The sequence below is a fragment of the Aquimarina sp. U1-2 genome, from assembly GCF_017897595.1.
GTDB lineage: Bacteria > Bacteroidota > Bacteroidia > Flavobacteriales > Flavobacteriaceae > Aquimarina.
In genome coordinates this window covers 199,572-218,240 of the sequence record NZ_JAGKIK010000001.1, presented here as the reverse complement: position 1 = coordinate 218,240, position 18,669 = coordinate 199,572, and the positions used below count along the sequence as shown (strand labels likewise).

22 protein-coding genes are annotated in these 18,669 nt (G+C 33.5%); 11 read left to right on the top strand and 11 right to left on the bottom strand.

The annotated features are described in order from the left end of the window. Window positions 1-331 precede the first annotated feature (331 nt). From J8281_RS00865 to J8281_RS00850, 4 genes are all read right to left on the bottom strand, one after another. Window positions 332-880: a hypothetical protein gene (locus J8281_RS00865; RefSeq protein ID WP_210195701.1), complete on the bottom strand. Its 549-nt coding sequence runs from the start codon at window positions 878-880 to the stop codon at window positions 332-334. Next, window positions 880-1,782 carry a mechanosensitive ion channel family protein gene (locus tag J8281_RS00860; protein ID WP_210195700.1) on the bottom strand — a complete coding sequence of 301 codons (903 nt, stop codon included), beginning with the start codon at window positions 1,780-1,782 and terminating at the stop codon, window positions 880-882. Before J8281_RS00860 ends, J8281_RS00865 begins: the two co-directional genes overlap by 1 nt. Window positions 1,783-1,797: 15 nt before the next feature. Next, entirely contained in the window at window positions 1,798-2,895 is a 1,098-nt protein-coding gene (locus J8281_RS00855; protein WP_210195699.1) for a DNA topoisomerase IB, read from the bottom strand. 331 nt (window positions 2,896-3,226) lie between these two features. Continuing rightward, window positions 3,227-3,802 (bottom strand): hypothetical protein, encoded by a 576-nt coding sequence (locus J8281_RS00850; protein ID WP_210195698.1) that lies wholly within the window; start codon window positions 3,800-3,802, stop codon window positions 3,227-3,229. Between the two features lie 500 nt (window positions 3,803-4,302). Between J8281_RS00850 and J8281_RS00845 the strand changes: the two genes are divergently transcribed. The 5 genes from J8281_RS00845 (at window position 4,303) to J8281_RS00825 (ending at window position 8,980) form a co-directional block, all read left to right on the top strand. Beyond that, a complete protein-coding gene (locus tag J8281_RS00845) occupies window positions 4,303-5,601 on the top strand; it encodes a DUF2254 domain-containing protein (protein WP_210195697.1) in 1,299 nt (432 codons plus the stop codon). A gap of 12 nt (window positions 5,602-5,613) precedes the next feature. Continuing rightward, a complete protein-coding gene (locus J8281_RS00840) occupies window positions 5,614-6,216 on the top strand; it encodes a DUF2652 domain-containing protein (protein ID WP_210195696.1) in 603 nt (200 codons plus the stop codon). A 297-nt stretch (window positions 6,217-6,513) separates the two neighbouring features. Next, window positions 6,514-7,023 carry a Dps family protein gene (locus J8281_RS00835; protein WP_210195695.1) on the top strand — a complete coding sequence of 170 codons (510 nt, stop codon included), beginning with the start codon at window positions 6,514-6,516 and terminating at the stop codon, window positions 7,021-7,023. 41 nt (window positions 7,024-7,064) lie between these two features. After that, the gene (locus J8281_RS00830; protein ID WP_210195694.1) at window positions 7,065-7,532 is read left to right on the top strand and encodes a hypothetical protein; all 468 of its coding nucleotides are present in this window, start codon (window positions 7,065-7,067) and stop codon (window positions 7,530-7,532) included. Between the two features lie 380 nt (window positions 7,533-7,912). After that, window positions 7,913-8,980: an AraC family transcriptional regulator gene (locus tag J8281_RS00825; protein ID WP_210195693.1), complete on the top strand. Its 1,068-nt coding sequence runs from the start codon at window positions 7,913-7,915 to the stop codon at window positions 8,978-8,980. 10 nt (window positions 8,981-8,990) lie between these two features. On the opposite strand, the gene J8281_RS00820 is transcribed toward J8281_RS00825, so the two are convergent. The 3 genes from J8281_RS00820 to J8281_RS00810 are packed head-to-tail and all read right to left on the bottom strand — an operon-like array spanning window position 8,991 to window position 9,880. Beyond that, window positions 8,991-9,194: a DUF6327 family protein gene (locus J8281_RS00820; protein ID WP_210195692.1), complete on the bottom strand. Its 204-nt coding sequence runs from the start codon at window positions 9,192-9,194 to the stop codon at window positions 8,991-8,993. Between the two features lie 9 nt (window positions 9,195-9,203). After that, a complete protein-coding gene (locus tag J8281_RS00815; protein WP_210195691.1) occupies window positions 9,204-9,551 on the bottom strand; it encodes a hypothetical protein in 348 nt (115 codons plus the stop codon). Beyond that, on the bottom strand, window positions 9,551-9,880 hold the full coding sequence (locus J8281_RS00810) for a YtxH domain-containing protein (RefSeq protein WP_210195690.1): 330 nt from the start codon (window positions 9,878-9,880) through the stop codon (window positions 9,551-9,553). Before J8281_RS00810 ends, J8281_RS00815 begins: the two co-directional genes overlap by 1 nt. 185 nt (window positions 9,881-10,065) lie before the next feature. Between J8281_RS00810 and J8281_RS00805 the strand changes: the two genes are divergently transcribed. The 6 genes from J8281_RS00805 (at window position 10,066) to J8281_RS00780 (ending at window position 14,863) form a co-directional block, all read left to right on the top strand. Then, on the top strand, window positions 10,066-11,427 hold the full coding sequence (locus J8281_RS00805) for an NAD-dependent succinate-semialdehyde dehydrogenase (RefSeq protein WP_210195689.1): 1,362 nt from the start codon (window positions 10,066-10,068) through the stop codon (window positions 11,425-11,427). A 267-nt stretch (window positions 11,428-11,694) separates the two neighbouring features. Then, on the top strand, window positions 11,695-11,847 hold the full coding sequence (locus J8281_RS00800; RefSeq protein WP_210195688.1) for a hypothetical protein: 153 nt from the start codon (window positions 11,695-11,697) through the stop codon (window positions 11,845-11,847). Between the two features lie 672 nt (window positions 11,848-12,519). Then, window positions 12,520-12,984 (top strand): hypothetical protein, encoded by a 465-nt coding sequence (locus J8281_RS00795; protein WP_210195687.1) that lies wholly within the window; start codon window positions 12,520-12,522, stop codon window positions 12,982-12,984. A gap of 339 nt (window positions 12,985-13,323) precedes the next feature. Continuing rightward, a complete protein-coding gene (locus J8281_RS00790; protein WP_210195686.1) occupies window positions 13,324-14,235 on the top strand; it encodes a mechanosensitive ion channel family protein in 912 nt (303 codons plus the stop codon). After that, complete coding sequence (locus J8281_RS00785; RefSeq protein ID WP_210195685.1) at window positions 14,222-14,467, top strand: Rho termination factor; 246 nt, start codon at window positions 14,222-14,224, stop codon at window positions 14,465-14,467. Before J8281_RS00790 ends, J8281_RS00785 begins: the two co-directional genes overlap by 14 nt. A 12-nt stretch (window positions 14,468-14,479) precedes the next feature. Continuing rightward, window positions 14,480-14,863, top strand: coding sequence for a DoxX family protein (locus J8281_RS00780; protein WP_210195684.1), 384 nt, complete (start codon window positions 14,480-14,482; stop codon window positions 14,861-14,863). 19 nt (window positions 14,864-14,882) lie between these two features. On the opposite strand, the gene J8281_RS00775 is transcribed toward J8281_RS00780, so the two are convergent. From J8281_RS00775 to J8281_RS00760, 4 genes are all read right to left on the bottom strand, one after another. Further along, entirely contained in the window at window positions 14,883-15,224 is a 342-nt protein-coding gene (locus J8281_RS00775; protein ID WP_210195683.1) for a DoxX family protein, read from the bottom strand. Window positions 15,225-15,264: 40 nt separating this feature from the next. Continuing rightward, window positions 15,265-15,864, bottom strand: a complete 600-nt coding sequence (locus J8281_RS00770; protein ID WP_210195682.1) for a biliverdin-producing heme oxygenase — start codon at window positions 15,862-15,864, stop codon at window positions 15,265-15,267. Between the two features lie 11 nt (window positions 15,865-15,875). Continuing rightward, a complete protein-coding gene (locus J8281_RS00765; RefSeq protein WP_210195681.1) occupies window positions 15,876-16,304 on the bottom strand; it encodes a response regulator in 429 nt (142 codons plus the stop codon). Between the two features lie 94 nt (window positions 16,305-16,398). Then, window positions 16,399-18,600: an ATP-binding protein gene (locus J8281_RS00760; RefSeq protein ID WP_210195680.1), complete on the bottom strand. Its 2,202-nt coding sequence runs from the start codon at window positions 18,598-18,600 to the stop codon at window positions 16,399-16,401. Window positions 18,601-18,669: the final 69 nt, after the last annotated feature.

Genomic DNA, 18,669 nt, shown 5'->3' with positions numbered 1-18,669 from the left:
GGATTGTATGGCTTCAACCCGGCTTATGTATTGGTATTTCTACTCTCATTACGAAATTTTAATACATAATCCGGGATCAATGTAAAGACTTTACCACGAATCTCATAATTTATTAGGGATCGGATCAATAATTATACGTTTTGAACCTAAAGGAACACTTCATGTTTAGTAATTTCAAAATAAAAAATGAAATCAGCATTATTAGGAGTTGCTTCAGCATTGGTTAAAGGTAAAAAATACAAGCTCATGTTTGTAGGAATTCAGTTTATGTATCTAGGTTATAAATATGTTAAAAAAAAGAGGAAGTTATCACGTTCCTAAGTATAACCTTTTAGGGATCCTCTTTATGTTCTTCATCGTCATCTTCATAAATTAAAGGATGATCAGATATACCTAATCCAATGATTTTTATGATGCTAGTTACTGCATTATATAGCATAAGTACTACGCTAATGAGCGCTCCACTAAGTATGGCAGAGAGTAACAAGCTTACATAATATATGGCAGAATACCAAGAATGCGGTACATTGTCAGCTTCAGTAATAGGAATATTAAATATTTGAAACACAATCATAGCTACGACAAATACGATAGTGTCAATTTTGGCAATCATTAGCACATGTTTGTAATGTTCATCTTTTAATCTGGACTTTGTACCCGAACTTACACTTAGCAATGTTAATAGTAAGGCCAAGATTGTAGCTGAGGCCAAAACGATGGTGTTGCATAATGTATTAATACCGGGTAGTGATGATCGTATTAAAGATTTTGCTTCATAACCACTTAAACTTCCTAATAAAAATGCACCTCCGCCGGTAACTAATGCAGCTATAATACCACCAAAGAGTGCTCTTTTGTTGTATGCTGTTAGTTTGATCATCAGGTGTTATTTTCTGATTTTGAACCTTCATCTTTGATTAAACTGAAATTGTCAGGGAAATCCAATGTTCTAATAGGAAATGGTATATTGATATCGTGCTCATCATACACCTCTTTGATAAGCATCATGGTTTCACTTTGAGCTTTTGCTACCTCTAGGGCAGAAGTTGAGTTAATCCAAAATCTCAACTCGTAATTGATAGAACTATCTCCAAATTCTCGCCATAAAAATAATACATCTTCTTTATTTTTTACGGCTTTAAAATTGTTGACAATAGTTTCTATGGTCAATTTTTTTACCGCGCGCAAATCAGATTCATACCCTACACCACATTTTAAAATAACACGAGATTGCGCTGTAGTCGAATAGTTTTTTATAGGGTTTTCAACAACCAGTTTGTTGGGTATATACACCAAATTATTATCCACTTGTTTTATGGTAACCGCTCTCAAATCGATATCGATAACTTCCCCTTCGTAATCATTAGTTTCTACCCAGTCTCCAAACTTAATATGCTTAATATAGGATAAAATAATACCGGAATAGGTGTTGGCCAAAGCTCCCTGTAGTGCCAAACCAACGGCCAAACCAGCGACACCCGCACCTGCAAGAATGGTATTTAATGCTTTATCCAGGTTGAGAATACCTAGAATTAAAAATAATCCAATGACTACGACAAGAATAGAGATGAATTTTGCTATGATATTCTTCATAGATCGTTGTAGCCGGCTTTTATCTAGAATCCTCTTTGCTAATTTACTTGTGTACTTTGCAGTAATAAGAGCAGCTACAAATACAAAAACTGCGATCAGTATGTTAGGCAGGTTAACTACAATAGAATCTAGCCAGGACTCTAGTTTTTCATACATTTTGTTCCAGGCATCGATTAATTTTTCATTCATAATTGTTGATTTAAGTTATCTTATCTTTTCTAAAAACGCTGGAGTATAATCTTCTAGCAGTTTTAAAATAGCATGTTCAGTAGGAGAAAAATTCTCTGTAATTTCAGGTTTTTGTTGCACATGATCAAAAGCCTTTTTGATGGAGCCATTCTCATACGAGGTCACTATTGCTGGATGTACATAGTATTTTTTACATACATTTCGAGTGTTTCCAAGTCCTTTGGCTGCCGTATCATAAGCAGTAATTATATTTTTACGGATTTCTTTTTCGGTATTTGTTATTCCTAGATCCATGAGGGTATCAAAAAAAATAGAGGTGGCTGCCCAGGTTCTAAAATCTTTGGCTGTAAATAGATCACCACAAATATCGTGTACATAGGTATTCACCATGCTACTTTCAATACTTTGTTTGCATCCGTCGCTATCATAATATTGAAAAAGTTCCCAACCCGGTATTTCTTCACAACGATTTACCAGACGTATCAATTTTTTATTGCGTAAGGTTACCGAGTGCTTTTTTCCGCGTTTACCTACAAACTCAAATTTTAATTTATCTTTATCAATGTTTACATGTCTGGTTCTCATGGTCGACAATCCATAAGTTTTGTTTCGTTTGGCGTATTGCTCATTACCAATGCGAATATGTGTTTCTTCCATTAATCGTATAATGAGTGCTAATACTTTTGTCTTAGGCCAACCGGATTGTTCGAGATCCTGATCCACTCGTTTGCGTATTTTTGGTAATTGCCTACCAAATGCTGTCATTTTATAGAATTTGGTTTGATTACGAATTGCACTCCACATTTCGTGATATCTATATTGTTTTCGATTTTTTAGGTCTCTACCGATAGCTTGTAAATGGCCATTTTCTAGGCATGCAATTCGAACATCTTTCCATGCTGGCGGAATAACTAATTTTTCAATTCTTTCTATGTCTTTTTTAGTCGAGAGGGGAGAACCATTACATAAGTACCGGAAACCGTTTTTATGCTTATGCCTTGTTATATTCAGTTTTTCATCGTTGATGTAAATCAAATTTAATTGATCTATCACAGTTTCCGGCGTTTTTATGATCTGTGTAAGAAAATCTGGATTTTTAAGGTCTAAACTCATACAAAATGAATAGTTAGAAATTTTAGAAGCTACTTCACAAAAGGGAATGTTTAAAACTTTTATTGTGATAGCGTAGCGGTTACAAACGTTCTCATTTTTTTAATTATTTAGTTTTCAAACAACTAAAAATAGTTAAACGTATGAAACTACACTATTAGTTATCTATTATTTTTAATATACAAAGAATAGTATGTTGTTACGTTTTTGATATTTCAAGTTAAAAAAGATCAACTATATCTACTACCAGAATACATAAAAAAATGGCCTCATCACTTTTTGGTAAAGAGGCCATTCACGATAACTAACCATATCTATCTGGAAATTAGATATATTATTTAGTGAAAATCACTTTAGAATTTTTTAAGCCTGATTTAAAAGATTCGATATTATTTACATATTTATACTGGTCATTAAATACTCGATTTGGTTTTTCTCCCATAATAATATGTTTTACATTAAGATCTGGTGCATTTAAAATAACACGATCTGATACTCGTAATTTCTTATCTCCTAAATCCTGGTCTAACTCTTTCAATTCTGAAATAACGTATAAATTATTATTCGTAGCTACAATTTCCTTAATGTCGATAGTATGTTCTTTGTTCTCTACTTCTGCCTCTACGGTTAAGGTAAGTTCTTCTTTTTCTCCACTATCTGGCATATCCACATCAATATATGGTACTTCAATTTCTTCTTCTTCCATGACCACAACTACTTTCGGTATTTTTACCGTTTTGGTTTTGGTACCCACATTAACATCTGCCCAATCCACATCAAAAGTAGGAAGCTGTCCCGATTCGGTATCGATATCTACATCAACATCTGGTAATTTAGCTTCTTTTTTCTGTTGAATATCACAACTACTTACTAAAAGGACAATCATTAATAATCCTATAAAATTTTTCATAATAAAAAGGTTTTTTTAGTTTAGAATGTTAAGGGCTACCAATTATTTTAATACACTACATTTGCTCTAATGATAGATTTTTTTGTTTACAATTTTTATACGGTAGCCCTATATATTTTTGTTATTCAAAATTAAGATCGTTATTTTGATATGTTGTGCGCATTTACAATTTTCGTTGACTGTTATGGAAGTGTTTTTAAAATAGGTTTAGCGTTAATAATGACAGCGATTGCGCTAGAAGATGTCGTATGATTTTAACAATTTTATAAATAACAAGTTGTACTACTTTTTTATTAGAAAGTCTTTTACAATCAAAGAAAAAGCGAATGAGAATTCTAGCATCAGAAGCTGAAAGTATACATTCATGAGCAGAAATATGTATGAATCTACTCGATGTTGCCAAAATACTTGTATAAAATAATTTTTGATATGCGGCAATCCACTTATATCTTGAACATACAACAACACATAATAAAATTCTGAAAATCTGGAAAACCACTATGCATTTTGAAAACATTAAAAAAGTACTTAGGTCCATACAAAAAAAGTTAGCCGAATTATCTAAGGAAATATTTCGCAGCATAGCTTTTTATCCTATACTTATAAGTTTTTTCTTTTGTGTTATAGCAGTTGTTACTTTACATATAGAACATATAGAAATTATTTCAGAACTAAAAGAGAAGGCATCATTTTTGGTAGTTCGTGACATCGATACTGCCAAGACTATCTTGTCTACTTTGGTAGGTGGTGTTTTATCTTTAACAGTTTTTAGTTTTTCTATGGTAATGGTGGTCTTAAATCAGGCTTCATCAAATTTCTCACCCAGGCTATTGCCGGGATTAATTTCAGATAAGAAGCATCAGATTATCCTTGGTTTTTATACAGGAACCATACTATACACCATACTCATCTTAATGTCGTTGGGTAGTTATGGTCCGTCTGAAGGGTATTCTGGATTTTCTACGATATTGGCGGCAATATTCGGCATTATTTGTATCAGTCTATTTGTGTATTTTATTCATAACATCTCGAGCGCCATTCAAATAGACACTATCATCAACAAGATCTTTAAACAAAGTAATGAAAGTCTAAAACATAAAATCAAAAATCAGGAGCGTTGTGATCTTAATACTGCCGATTGGAAAGTGATCTACAGTGAACAGTCTGGGTATTACCAGGGTATTTATATTTCATTTATAAGCGATTATTTCAAACAACAAGAAAATTTTATTGAAGTCATTCCGTACCAAAGTCAATATATCTGGAAAGGGAGCCCGTTATTAAAAATAAAAGAAGATATTCCAGCCGATGAGCTGAATTCATTATTAAAAAGCATAAGCTTCTCACAAGATAAGCATAAAAATAGTGGATATTTGAGCGGAATGCTTAAACTTACCGAAGTAGCAGTACGTGCTATGTCTCCCGGGATTAACGACCCGGGTACCACCACCGATGTAATTACCAAACTAGGTCAACTACTTAGCAAAGCATCTCAAATTTATCCACGGACTTCTAAAAAGTATTCTGATAACAAAATTATACTTATAGAAAATATGATTACTTCTGCAGAATTGATGCGTGTCCTAATTCAGCCAATACGCTACTACGGAAAAAATGATGCAGTGGTCATGTTTGAATTGGTATCTGCCTTACATTATGTTTCGAAAAATAGTAGAATAATCTCCTCAAATAAAAATGATATTCTAGCAGAACTACAAAGTCTTGGTAAAAGCGTAAAGAACAATATTAAAAATGAAAAGGATACACATCCTATCTTAGAAATTGTAAATAAGCAATAAAATAACGAAAAAATGGAATCTCAACCCGCCTTAATTTGTATACCGGATATTAGTGGATTTACAGAATTTATGAGTTCTACAGATATTAATTTAAGTGCTGAAGTAATTTCTGCATTATTAAATAAGGTTATCTATGCAAATGAAATAGGACTAAAAGTATCAGAGATAGAAGGTGACGCCGTCTTGTTTTACAGGCCAGGAAAATTGCCGCCTTTTAAAGATTTAGTAGATCAATGTCGAAGATTTTATACTGGTTTTTATGACCAATTGTATGAATTACATAAAAAACATGCTAAAAATGGAGAAGGGGACCATATCCCAAAAATGCTGGGTTTAAAAATAATATTACACTATGGTCGGCAGATTAGTGCGGTTCCGATAGGAAAAAATATAAAGTTAATGGGTGAAGACGTCATCTTGGCTCATCGTTTATTAAAAAATGAAATTCCGGAAGACGAATACATCTTGCTTTCTGGAAATGTATTAGAACAATACAAACAAGAAACCATACAACGTAATTTTGGCTGGGGAGAACTTCACGATTATAAAACGGAGTATGAACATATTGGCGAGGTCAACTTCAGTTATATCAATCTTAGACCGTTGCTTGAATAGTATTCGTTTACTTTCGCCTATCTGGTCGAGCCCTTCGTCAGAGTTTAGGACAGGCGCTGTCGAGACCTGGTTAATGAACCTAAAAATAATTTTTTGATCTCGCATGAGACGACTATAACAAAATAGATTTTCTAATGTATAAAGCGGGTTTAACGAAATCTGTAGGTAATTAGCCGCCCTACAAACGAGTTAAGATATCTAGTAAATGAGCTAAGTTTAGCCGCTGATTGCGAGTATCTTTGAATTAGAATTAAATTGAATCAATTTTTTAAAACTGTAAATACTAAAAAAATTGCTATGGATTATTTAAATATAGAAGAAAAGAAATTATTACCCGTCATATTAGAACTTAATGTACTACTGGCAGATTATAATTTGTATTATCAAAAACTAAGAGGTTTTCACTGGAATATCCTGGGAAAGAACTTTTTTGATCTTCATGTAAAATTCGAAGAGCTGTACAATGATGCCAAAGTTAAAATAGATGAAATTGCCGAGCGCATTCTAACTCTTGGGCATCATCCCGTAAGTCAGTTTAAAGAATATATTAAACTTGGTACTGTTGAAGAAATTAGTCCGTTAATGAAAGACTATGAAATGGTAGAAGAGCTTCTAAGTGATCACAAAAAAATATTAACCCAAATGCGTGTTACTTTAAAGCATGCAGATGAAGCAGGTGATGAAGGAACTGTTGATTTAATCGGAGCCTACATTAGAGAATTAGAAAAAGCAAGTTGGATGCTAAATGCTTGGTCAAAAAGCACATCAGACAATCTGGATACAAGTATGATCAAAGAATCAAAATAAGATCATAAATCATATAATTAGTAACCTTTAAAATTAAAATAATGAAAGCAATTCAAGTAATAGCTACTTTATTAATAACGTTTACTTTAACAAATGCGGTTGCTCAAAGCAACACGCAAATGATGAAAACCAGAACTACAAAAACATTTGAGTTCAAAAAAGATGGTAAAACGATACCTTACAGAGTAACCGTTTTTAAGACCAGTAAAACACCTTTACAATTAAAATCAGAAGATGAAGGTCAAATCAATCAAAATAAAAAGAGTGTTCCTGCACAGGTCACCAAATTAATCTACGTCGATAATGATATGTGGAGTGACTATGATAAATATATCGTTTTACGTTACAATAAAGATGGAGATGATAGTTTTGAGTTGAAACCTACTGAAAGAGGTTTTAAGGTAGTAGTAAATAAGAAAAATGTAGAGTACATCTTTGGTGAGGGTCTGTATTTTGTAAATAACGATGATAAAGATTTCTTTTATGTAGATGAATTCGATTCTATATAAACATGAATACTGATAAGAATGTTCAAAAAACTCCCTATTTAAGGGAGTTTTTTGGTATTTAAATATTTTCTTTTGAGTTAAAAGAATACTAGCTAAAACGGAAAAACATTCTTATTTTTGCCTTAGAACTGATTTACACTTTTTTGATTGGCACCGCCAAAGGGTAGAATACCCCGAGGCTTGCCTCGAAATTGAAAAATTGTTTTCAACGAATGCATCATGGGCTTGCCCCGAGGTAGTTTACTTAAGTGAGACCGACCGATATGAGGTGCCGGATGGTATGATTGCAAAACAGCATTTTTTAGCAGATTGAAAAAAGTTTGAATCAGTTTTCATAGTTCATTTATATGTCGAAGTACAACCACATTTAAACTTTTAGTATGTATGCTAAACCCACAAGCCCGATAGAAATTGATATAACTGCAAAAGATACCGAAGGAACTGTCAGGCAAATTCAGGAAGTTATTGGTGGAAAAATTGAAGAGCGTTGGGGACAGTACGAGCTAATTGTCAATAATCTTAATGCCCATGGTTCTATTAAATTTATTACGTTTGATTGGGGAGTGAACTTATTACAGTACGACATTATTTTTCATAAAGAATTCGTATTGATTATGGATGCTTCAGAATTTAATCCTATTCATTTTACGTATTGTCTTAAAGGGTTTTGTGGTCATCGATTTGGGTATCAAGATGAGATTCACACATTAGAGCAATTTCAGTCAGTAATTATTACGAGTCGAGATGGTGGGTTTAACTATGGCTATTTTCCGAAGGAAGAAAAATTAGAGATCAATGTGATACAGATATCAAGAAAAAAATACTTGAAAAAGCGTTTGAATAATGTATCACAATTGAACGAAAAGTTATATCGTGTCTTTATGGATGAAGATCATGAAAAGGCATTTGCTTATTTTGGTACCTATAACTTAAAATTAGCTGATCAAATAGGTGCTTTGAGAAAGATCAAGCAAAAGGGGATGATTCGTATTTTGCAAATCGAAGGAATGGTGTATCAGATCTTATCTATGCATATACAGCAACACGACAAGGCTATGAAAGAAGAAGTGTTGCCTACCACACTATTAAAGAGAGAGCTGAGGTTAATTCGAAATCTAGCAAATAGAATCATAAAAGACGTGGCCAAAGAGTATTCTTTAGATCATTTATCTGAAACCGTCGGTTTACCTCAGGCTAAGCTACAACAAGGGTTTAAATTGCTGTATGCCAGAACGGTTACAGAATATATAAGGCATGTGAGGCTAGAAGCAGCCAGAGATTTAATACGAACGACTGAAATGAATATTTCTGAAGTAGTATATTCTATCGGATTTAGTAGTAGAAGTTATTTTTCAAAGATTTTTAAAGAAAAGTATGGCATTAGTCCGAATGATTTCAAAAACAGAACCGAAATACCGGTAGAAGAAGTAGTTGGTGTCTCGAATTAGGTATGTAGTATTATCGAAATAATCGACGTATCATATAAAAAATACCATATTTCTTAACAGCACTTAAAACAGTAGAAACCCACTGATATGGCTGCAAATCTTCTTTGAATTCAGATTTTATCAGTTTCATTTCTTCGAGATAAATTTGTCTTCTTAAATGAAGTTTGCGTAAATCCTGTTCAATTTCTTTAAAAGAGGTGTATTCTCTATTCATAGTGATTGATTAATCAAAAAATTCTTTAGACATTTTTCTAATGATCCCTGTGTCTATTTTTCCGCGCATTACGTACCCTAAACCTGTAAGTAGAAATAAAATCCCTGCCATAAGTAAACAAGCTAAAACCATACTACCAATAAGCTGTCCCAACCAAATCGAAGCAGAAACTGTTAAAAAAATCAATCCTAAAAAAAGCAAGCCCCCAATGATGGCTAGCTTGCTTAAAAAGGAAAATGCTCTTGCTAACTGTTGAAAAGCCTTCAGTTTATAATATTCTTGCGAAGTTTTAACGTAAGCCTCCCCAGAATCATATGCTTTGTTAGAGGTTTCATTTATAGCATCAAAAACACCCATTATGATTTCTGTAATTTTTTGTTTTTAGCTTTCAATTCTCGTAATTTTTTTTCTAAAGAAGTAATTACATCGTCTGCTTTATAACTGGCGTCTGAAACTAAAGATTCAATTTTGGTATCCAGAGTTTGTTTTTGAGAAGATACTGTATCTACAATTTTATGTTGTAAATGTGAAGCTTCTCTAGCCAAATTATCCTTGGTAGCCTGTGCCTCTTCTGCCAATCTTCTTCTTGTGTTTATTCCCTTATCTGGGGCAAATAATATACCTAGCGTGGCTCCTACTGCGGTACCTGCCAAAATTCCTAAAAATGTATTGCTACTATCGCTCATTATATTTGTTTTTAAATTATTATGATTTGTTCAAATTTCTGAAAAATTAGAGGTTAGCTTTGACTCAAACCATATCGATATTAACGGATATGATTTTTGGCAAACGAATTAACATTTCACTTAAAAACGTTAACAACAACAGCGGGTAACATCTACTTTTACGTACCTATCAAAATTCGATAACCATGTCTGATCAAATAGTAACCAATTATCCTTTTACCGGCGAAGTTTTACAAAAATATGCGCTGGCTACAGATGAGGTCATACAAACTTCACTCAAAAAAGCGGAAGAAGCATTTTTAAGTTGGAAAAATAGAGATATAGTAGATCGCACAGATCTCTTATTGAAACTAGCAGAGTTATTGCATCAAAACAAAGAACAATACGCTAATCTTATTACCCAAGAGATGGGTAAACCTTATAAAGAAAGCCTTTCAGAAATTGAAAAGTGTATATGGCTCGTAGATTTTTACGAACAAAATGCTGAAGAATTACTGGCAGACGAACTTATCGAGACCGAGGCTCAAGAAAGTTTTATCAGCTACGATCCCATAGGTTGTGTTCTTGCCATTATGCCTTGGAATTATCCTTTTTGGCAAGTATTTCGCTTTGCGGTCCCAACACTAACTGCAGGTAATACTGCGATACTAAAACACGCTAATAACGTAACAGGATGCGGTTTGGCTATTCAAAGTCTTTTTGAAGCTGCAGGTTATCCTTTGGGTTGCTTCCAAACACTGTTGATTAGTCATGATCAGGTAGCAACTATTATTGAAAATGACAGCATTAAAGCGGTTAGTCTTACCGGTAGTGAAAAAGCGGGTAGGGCTATAGCTCAAATAGCCGGTAAAAACTTAAAAAAGACAGTTTTAGAACTTGGTGGTAACAATGCTTGTATCGTTTTGGCAGATGCTGATCTCGATACGTACATAGAAACTATAGTTAAAGCGCGAATGCAAAATTCGGGACAAAGTTGTATCGCCGCAAAAAGATTTATCGTCGTTGATGAAATTTATGAAACATTTCTAGAAAAGTTCAAAGAAAAAGTAGCCGAAATCAAGTTTGGAGAACCTTTAGACCCCGAAACTGAAATAGGGACGTTAGCAAGAGTAGATCTTGCAGAAGAAGTACAACGACAGGTAGATGAATCTGTAGCTAAAGGGGCAACTGTAGTAGTGGGTAATAAAAGAGATAAAGCGTTTTTTGAGCCTACTATCATTACTGATGTAAGCTCGGGGATGCCGATATTTGATGAAGAAGTTTTTGGTCCGGTAGCGGCGATTATTAAGGCCAAAGATAGCAATCATGCTTTTGAATTGGCTTCAGATTCCTCGTTTGGGTTAGGAACTATGTTGTTTACTGAAGATATAGAGACGGCCAGAGAACAAATAGGGCGTATAGAAGATGGCGCATTTTTTATCAATGAGATGGTAAAATCTGATCCAAGATTACCATTTGGCGGCACAAAAGCCTCAGGGTATGGTAGAGAACTTTCGAGAGAAGGAATACTCGAATTCGTCAATAAAAAGACGGTTTATATTAAATAATATAGAGGTTAGTAGTTAGTTACCTATCGGAATAAGATGCTATAGTACTATTGTTTGGTTAAGCCTTTCATCATAGCTCAGGAAAGGCTCAGTCGTAACCTGTTTTACGAAGACGAAAAGTTCTCGACTGCGCTCGAACCGACAGGTGGTTGGATTACAGAAAACACTATTTTATAATCAAAACCCTTGTGTATTTATCTACGCACCGCTGAAATATTAATTATCAAAGTAAGAGATTAATTATATAAAAAATTAAATAATATTATAATGAAATTTGTAAAAGAAGAAGAAGAACAACGAGAAGACTATATTTTCCAAAAAAATACTAAAACCAAATTTGGAACAAAATTTATCATAATAGTGCTTATTGCATTAATTGCCGGAGTAGCAATATCTGGATTTTTCTTTGAATTATTCTAATGCGTAAAGCACAAATGAGTATTAGTTTTAAAATACATCATACTAGATCATATGCATTAATTATTGATTTGATAGTGATCGTATCTTCGGTAGAACTAAAATATCTTTATCAGTGGATACAAAAAATTAAACTTTTGGCGAGTTGATACATGTAGATGGAATGATTTTTTGATTGATTGATGTGAAATGGGGTTGAATAATTTTCAATCCCATTTTAATTTAATCCGTTTTGTGATTAGAAAATCCCCGCCTGCCATTTTATTTAAAAAAAAGGCGGGCAGGTGTTATAGTTTGAAACTGCTGCTAAAACCAAGCACTGCGTTATATTTTTAAGTTTCAGCGTAGCCCTTTGACTTCGCTCAGGGTAAACTGCTATGCTAAAACTTTGAAAACACTTGATTTTATAGCATTTTCAAACCTCATAACGACATTCTAATAGATAAACCGAATGTAAAGTGAGTTAGCCATACATTGAAAAAAAGCTTAAACCAGTTCGTTCTAAGAAGCGATCAAGTTAAAATTACTAAAAAAACAGCAAACCTTTGCGTAGTATAGTATGATGAGAAAAGTAACTGAAAATTATTTGTTTTTAATGTAGTTTTCTTATGGAAATTATTCTAAATACTGTAAATTTCAGAGATATCAGCATTCTTACATTAATGTAAACAAGCTATGGCCAAAATAAAAGAAATATCGCTAGAAAAAATTCCTGAATTCGTAGAGGTTAGCGATCACAAAAAAAATGAGATTATCGTGCACACTCAAATCGAGTTTCATCCCCTGGACGTATCTCAAAATATGGAATATATGCTGCATGTATTTATATACGATGTACATGGCGATAATGATATTCCTGTACTTTTATCCAATTGGGACGATACCAAAATACAGAGAGTAGTTAAAAACGAAAGAAAAGATGATTTTTTATGTAAAGAAAGTGTATTAATCAAGGCAGATGAGGTTAATAAAGCGAATATTGCGGTTAAAACACGTATGCATTTAAAACTTGGGTATCTGCAGGATAATACATCAGTATATTCTAGAAAGTTTGAAGTTTTTGCTACGCTTATTCCGGCCATAGATAGAGTATCCAAATGGTCGGCTCCTTTTGAGTCTCAGTTGATATTTACCGATTAATTTTAGATATGATGTTTGATTTAATTTTACCCGTTGTGCATTATGAAAATAATAGTAAAGAAAAGCGTCAATTTGAGGGATTTTTTGTAATGACCTTTTGACTAAGCTCGAGATGACTTGAAAAAAAATTGGCCTGCCCTCAACTTGATTGGGGGTATCGAGAATAGCTTTTTGGATGTAACAATCAAAACTTATAAAAACTTTTGGAAGTAGTTCGCTATAGGAAACCATTAGATTACTTCATATTCATTAGCATTAAAGAACAAAATAATTCATATATTAGAAATACTACAAATTAAAAATTATACTATTAATATTAGATTGCTATACTTATAGAACATGGAAAAACTAGGGCTTACACAAGAAAACTGGGAACAATTTTTACAATGGGTTTGGGATTTCGTACCTGGGGTCGTCTCTGCTATTGTAATTTTCTTCGTAGGAATTTGGGTAATTAATTTATTTAGTAGAGGGCTACGCAAATTCTTTCAAAAGAAAGATTATGATGAAACATTGGAGAGCTTTTTATATGATTTAATTAATATCGGACTTAAAATCCTTTTAATTATTTTAGTAATTACCCAATTAGGTGTCCAGACATCTTCACTAGTGGCGATACTTGGTGCTGCGGGTCTGGCAGTAGGTTTAGCTTTGCAAGGATCGTTGTCTAATTTTGCTGGCGGAGTATTAATTCTGTTTTTTAAACCGTTTAAAATTGGAGATTTTATCGAAGCGCAAGGAGTTTCGGGCACCGTAAAAGAAATCTCAATTTTCAAAACTAAACTTAACACCTTTGGTAATCAGTTGGCTATTATTCCTAACGGGAAACTATCGAATGAAAATATTATTAATTATTCTGCCGAAGCTATGCGTAGGGATAATATGGAGATCGGTATTTCTTATACTAGTAATATTAAACATGCAAAAGATATACTTCTCGACCTTATAAATAATCAAGAGGGTGTTATGCAAGATCCTGCACCAGAGGTAGTAGTTTCAAACCTGGGCGACAGTGCTGTTACCTTGTCATTACGCTATTGGGCATCGATCGATGATTTTTGGCGAATTCACTTTTATACGGTAGAAGAAGCTAAAAAACGTTTAGAAAATCAAGGTATTTCTTTACCCTTTCCTCAAAGAGAAGTGCATGTATATAACAAAGATAATCAACATCAAAAAAATACGAATTCGAAAAGTGATACGACTACGGTAAATCTTTCAACAAAAGAAGAGAACGATGGCGAACAATAGACCAAGTATCAAAAATGAAGATCAATACGAAGCACTTCGAGAACAAGGGTACAGTAAAGAAAAAGCAGCTCGAATTGCGAATACTGATACTAGTGGTTCTAAAGGAGGAAAAGCAATACCTTATGAAAAACGAACTAAAGAAGAGCTTTATAATCAGGCCAAGAAGATAGGAATTAATGGTCGATCGAATATGAATAAAAAAGAACTCATCGATGTTTTAAGAAATCATTAAAATCAGGATGTTATGAATTACGTTATAGTTGCAATGCAAATCATAGTAGGAGTAAGTATATTAAATGTGTGGCTTATTCAAAATAACAAACCTACCAAATGGCGAGGAGGTAATGCCACGACAATTATTGAGGAGTTTCATGCCTACGGTTTGCCAACATGGGTTTGCTATGCCGTAGGTACGACTAAAGTCATTTTAGCGATATTACTCATAATTGCTATTTGGTTTCCGGTATTAAAAGAACCTTCTGCATTGGGATTAGCGTTTTTACTTTTGGGATCAATAGCCATGCATTTTAAGATTAAGGATCCTTTGTATAAATCATTCCCGGCTTTTTTATTTTTTGTGATGTGTACCCTTATAGCAGCTAGTAGTCATATAAAATTATACTTCTAGGTCTATTTGTATATTGCCTTTAAACGATATATGCCATGCATATGTATATATTAAGAATAGCATAGACTAATGCCGGTATTGCTGCTAGTATAGGATCTTTTATTTTTAATCGTACACCAAATCCAAGAATCATTAGTAAAGCAAGTCCTCCAGACGAAAGTATAAGAAGTGTGGGACTAAAAAAATAACCAAGAATAAGACCCACACCTCCGATAAGCTGTAATATTCCGGTAAGTGTTCTTCTTTTTGCCAGGCCAAAACGAATAAACTCGTTCTTCATTCTTGTTGAAAATAAACAGCTTATCCCATAGAAAAGGAATGAAATCGCAGATATGAATACTACAATGGCATCAAAGTGCATAGGTTTATTGTTTTCGATTACATTATTTCAAACCAGTTCATTAGTAAAATTTCTCAAATACCTGTGCTGCTGCATGTACTGAAGCATCAATTTCTTTAGAAGGTAATGTAATGCCTTCAACGATATTACAAAATTTTTTCCATCTCGCAGTATGAGATTTCGGTTGTCCACCAAAAAAATGATGCGTTGTTATCGTATTCAGGTTTTTACAGGAACTCAGGTGTTTTGAAATGAGCAGACCACCAAGCATAGAACCTTCAATAACATAGGCACTTCCTAGTAATGCGCCTAGTGTGACTGGCATTTCAAAAGTGGTTTTAGTAACAGAATTGCTAGCTACAGATAAGGCTAAAAGATCTTTTTGTAATGCACCACTTTTTTCGAAGTTAATCATGGATTGTAAATCTGTAGGGAGTAGATTCTTATGTACAAATAAATAGTTTTCTACCAAAAGATAGGTGCTATAGTTTTTTTTAAGCAATTCGATGTATTGATCTTCAGTAATGCTATGGTCTATAATATATTTTGCAAGATTACCTTGCTCTGCGATTCGATGATGTTCTGCGGTACTTTGTTTTAAATGCTTCAGAATAGAAAAAGGTTGATCACTATGCGTATTATTATCGAGGTTTCTATTCATAAATATATATATTAAATAATTTCTTGTGGAGCTTTATTAAAGGTGGTCCAATATTGGATAATTTTTGGCAATTGCTCTTTTAAATCGGCATAGGTTTTTGGTTTTTCTATGTAACTATTTCCGCCAAGGGCATAAGTTTCGATAATCTCTTCTGGTCGGTCAGAAGAACTTAAAATAATAACCGGAATATTTTTGATCATTTTTTTATTCCGTAAATAGTTTAAAACTTCGAGACCATTCATTTTTGGTAATTTTATATCCATTAAAATGCATTTAGGTGGATGGTCTGCAAATTGCATGCTTTCAAAATATTGTATTGCAGATTCGCCGTCTTCTATATGCGATACATTACAATTCGGTATTTCTTTTTCGAAAACTCGTTCCATGAGAGCAATATCAGAACGATTATCTTCTACTGATAGTACGTATGGTTTCTTCATTCTTCAAATGTATTAAAAACTATGTTTTTGTAGTAATATGTTTTTTATGAACCGGTTTAACTAATCAAAAAAGCCAAGTTGAGTTTGATAAAAATTATTCATTCTTTTTTTCGTTCAATGTAAAATAAAAAGTTGCTCCTCTATTAAGTTCACTCTTTGCCCAAATACTTCCGTTATGTTTTTCGACTACTCGTTTAGCAATCGCAAGCCCAATACCAGAGCCCTCATATTCGTCATTAACTAATCGATTGAATACGCCAAAAATTTTATCATCATGCGTTACGTTGAACCCAATTCCATTATCTTTTACAAAGTATACGCCATGTTCATGTCCGATAGTAATTTCTGGATGCTTTACTTTAGATGAATATTTTAAAGCGTTACCAATAAGATTGTTGAATAGTTGAAAAATCATGACACGATCGCCGTAATCATGGGGTAAATCTTGTATCTGTATTTGAAAATTGGTGTAAAAAACATCAACTTGTAAAAATTCTAGCACTTCATCTACGACATTATACATCGATAATTCTTCTTTTTTCAAGGAAGTTTTTCCCAGGCTCGAAAAAGCCAGAATATCGTCAATAAGAAGATTCATTTTATCAATAGAAGAAATGATAGTACGTACTGCTTGTTTGCCAAAATCATCAAGAGTTTCATAATAATCCTCTTTAATTATTTGTGCAAAACCATCAATTCCGCGTAGCGGCGCTCTTAAATCATGAGAGACACTGTAACTAAACGATTCTAGTTCGTTATATGCACTTTTTAATTTTTGGTTTAGGGTATTAATTTCATCATATTTTTGAATGATAATTTCGGCAATATGATCTTTTAAGGCTTTTGCTGCTGCTATTTCATAATCATGCCAGGGTGCGCTGTGCCCGGTATGCTCGATAGACCATTTGGCAAAAGATTTTCTTGGACTTAGTCTTTCATTATCTACAGTAACGGCTTTGTGAGGATTGCCTCCCCAATCTACTGTTTGAATGATTTCAGGTTTAAACCATAAAAGAATATTTCTTTTTGATTTACTTAAAAAGACCGCTAAGACTCCCGAAGCCTCTTTAATGATATCTTTTCCGTTATTATATTCCCCGCTTAAATGATTAGTGGTATATATGTCGGTTTCAGATTTTTCAATAAGCCAATCGATGAGTTGTTGAATTTCTTGATTCGATGGGGTGTTGCCTATAGTTTTAATTTGTTGGTTTAAGCAGAGAGCCGCACCTTCAGCATCAGCAATATCAAGAATAGAATAATGATCATCTGATATGATAGTGTCGATATCCCAATTTTGGCTCATTTTTTCAATAAGTCTGGATCTTACTTTATTAGATTCATTTGTTTTTTGAAGTAATGAATTAGTTGATTGCAGTCCTAATTGTGTTGAAAATACCTGAGTAATAAATTTACAGGAAACCCGGCGATGATAATTTATAAACTTTGGGCTGTAGTTATGACACGCTACTAATCCCCATAGTTGATCCTGAAAAACTATGGCAGCGGTAAGTGTAGCACTTACCCCCATATTGGTTAGGTATTCTATATGAATAGGAGATACCGCTCTAAGCTCTGATCTGGAAACATCTAGAGGTGATGCAGAAGCAGTATTTTTTATGATGCGTTTTGGCTGGGATGCTACATCTGAAATAATACGAACCCCTTGTTTTAAAAAAAGTTTTCTTGCTTGTTGCGGAATGTCAGATGCCGGATAATGTAATCCTAACCAACTTTCTAATTCAGGTTCCCGTATTTCTGAGACTACTTTTCCGTTCCATTGGGCATCAAATTGATAAATCATCACCCTGTCATATCCAAAAAAATCTTTAATTAACTGCGCAGCTGCATCACACATCGACAACTCATCGGTAGCGAGATTAAGTTTGGTAATTACGGTCGATAACTGCTCTTGATATTGTATAGGATCTATATGCTTCCCCGTGGGTTCTAGTTCCAAAATACCGTGATCACCGTTGTGATGCGCTATTAAAATGTAGTTGTGGTCGTGCAGCGATAGATGAAGAGGAGATTTTTTTTCCTGATCTATGGCAGCAAGAACATGGGTAACAGTTTCTTCGGCAAATAAATCATAAAGTGTAGTAGATGTTATTGTAGCAGTTTCGATATCGAATAACTCGATACAATTTTCACTATAAAAAGTAATAGCTTTTGTTTGCAGATCAAAAGCTAATAAAAAACCATGATCTTGAATAGTATCAATACTATGAATCGGCTCTTTATCACAATTGGTGAGATCAACTTTTTTAGGATATAAGGTTGACGGACTTTCCATAAGTAATTGTTTTTGAATTTGATTGATGTGTTTTGATTCACCAATTTAAAAATATAGGATGTATGCTAT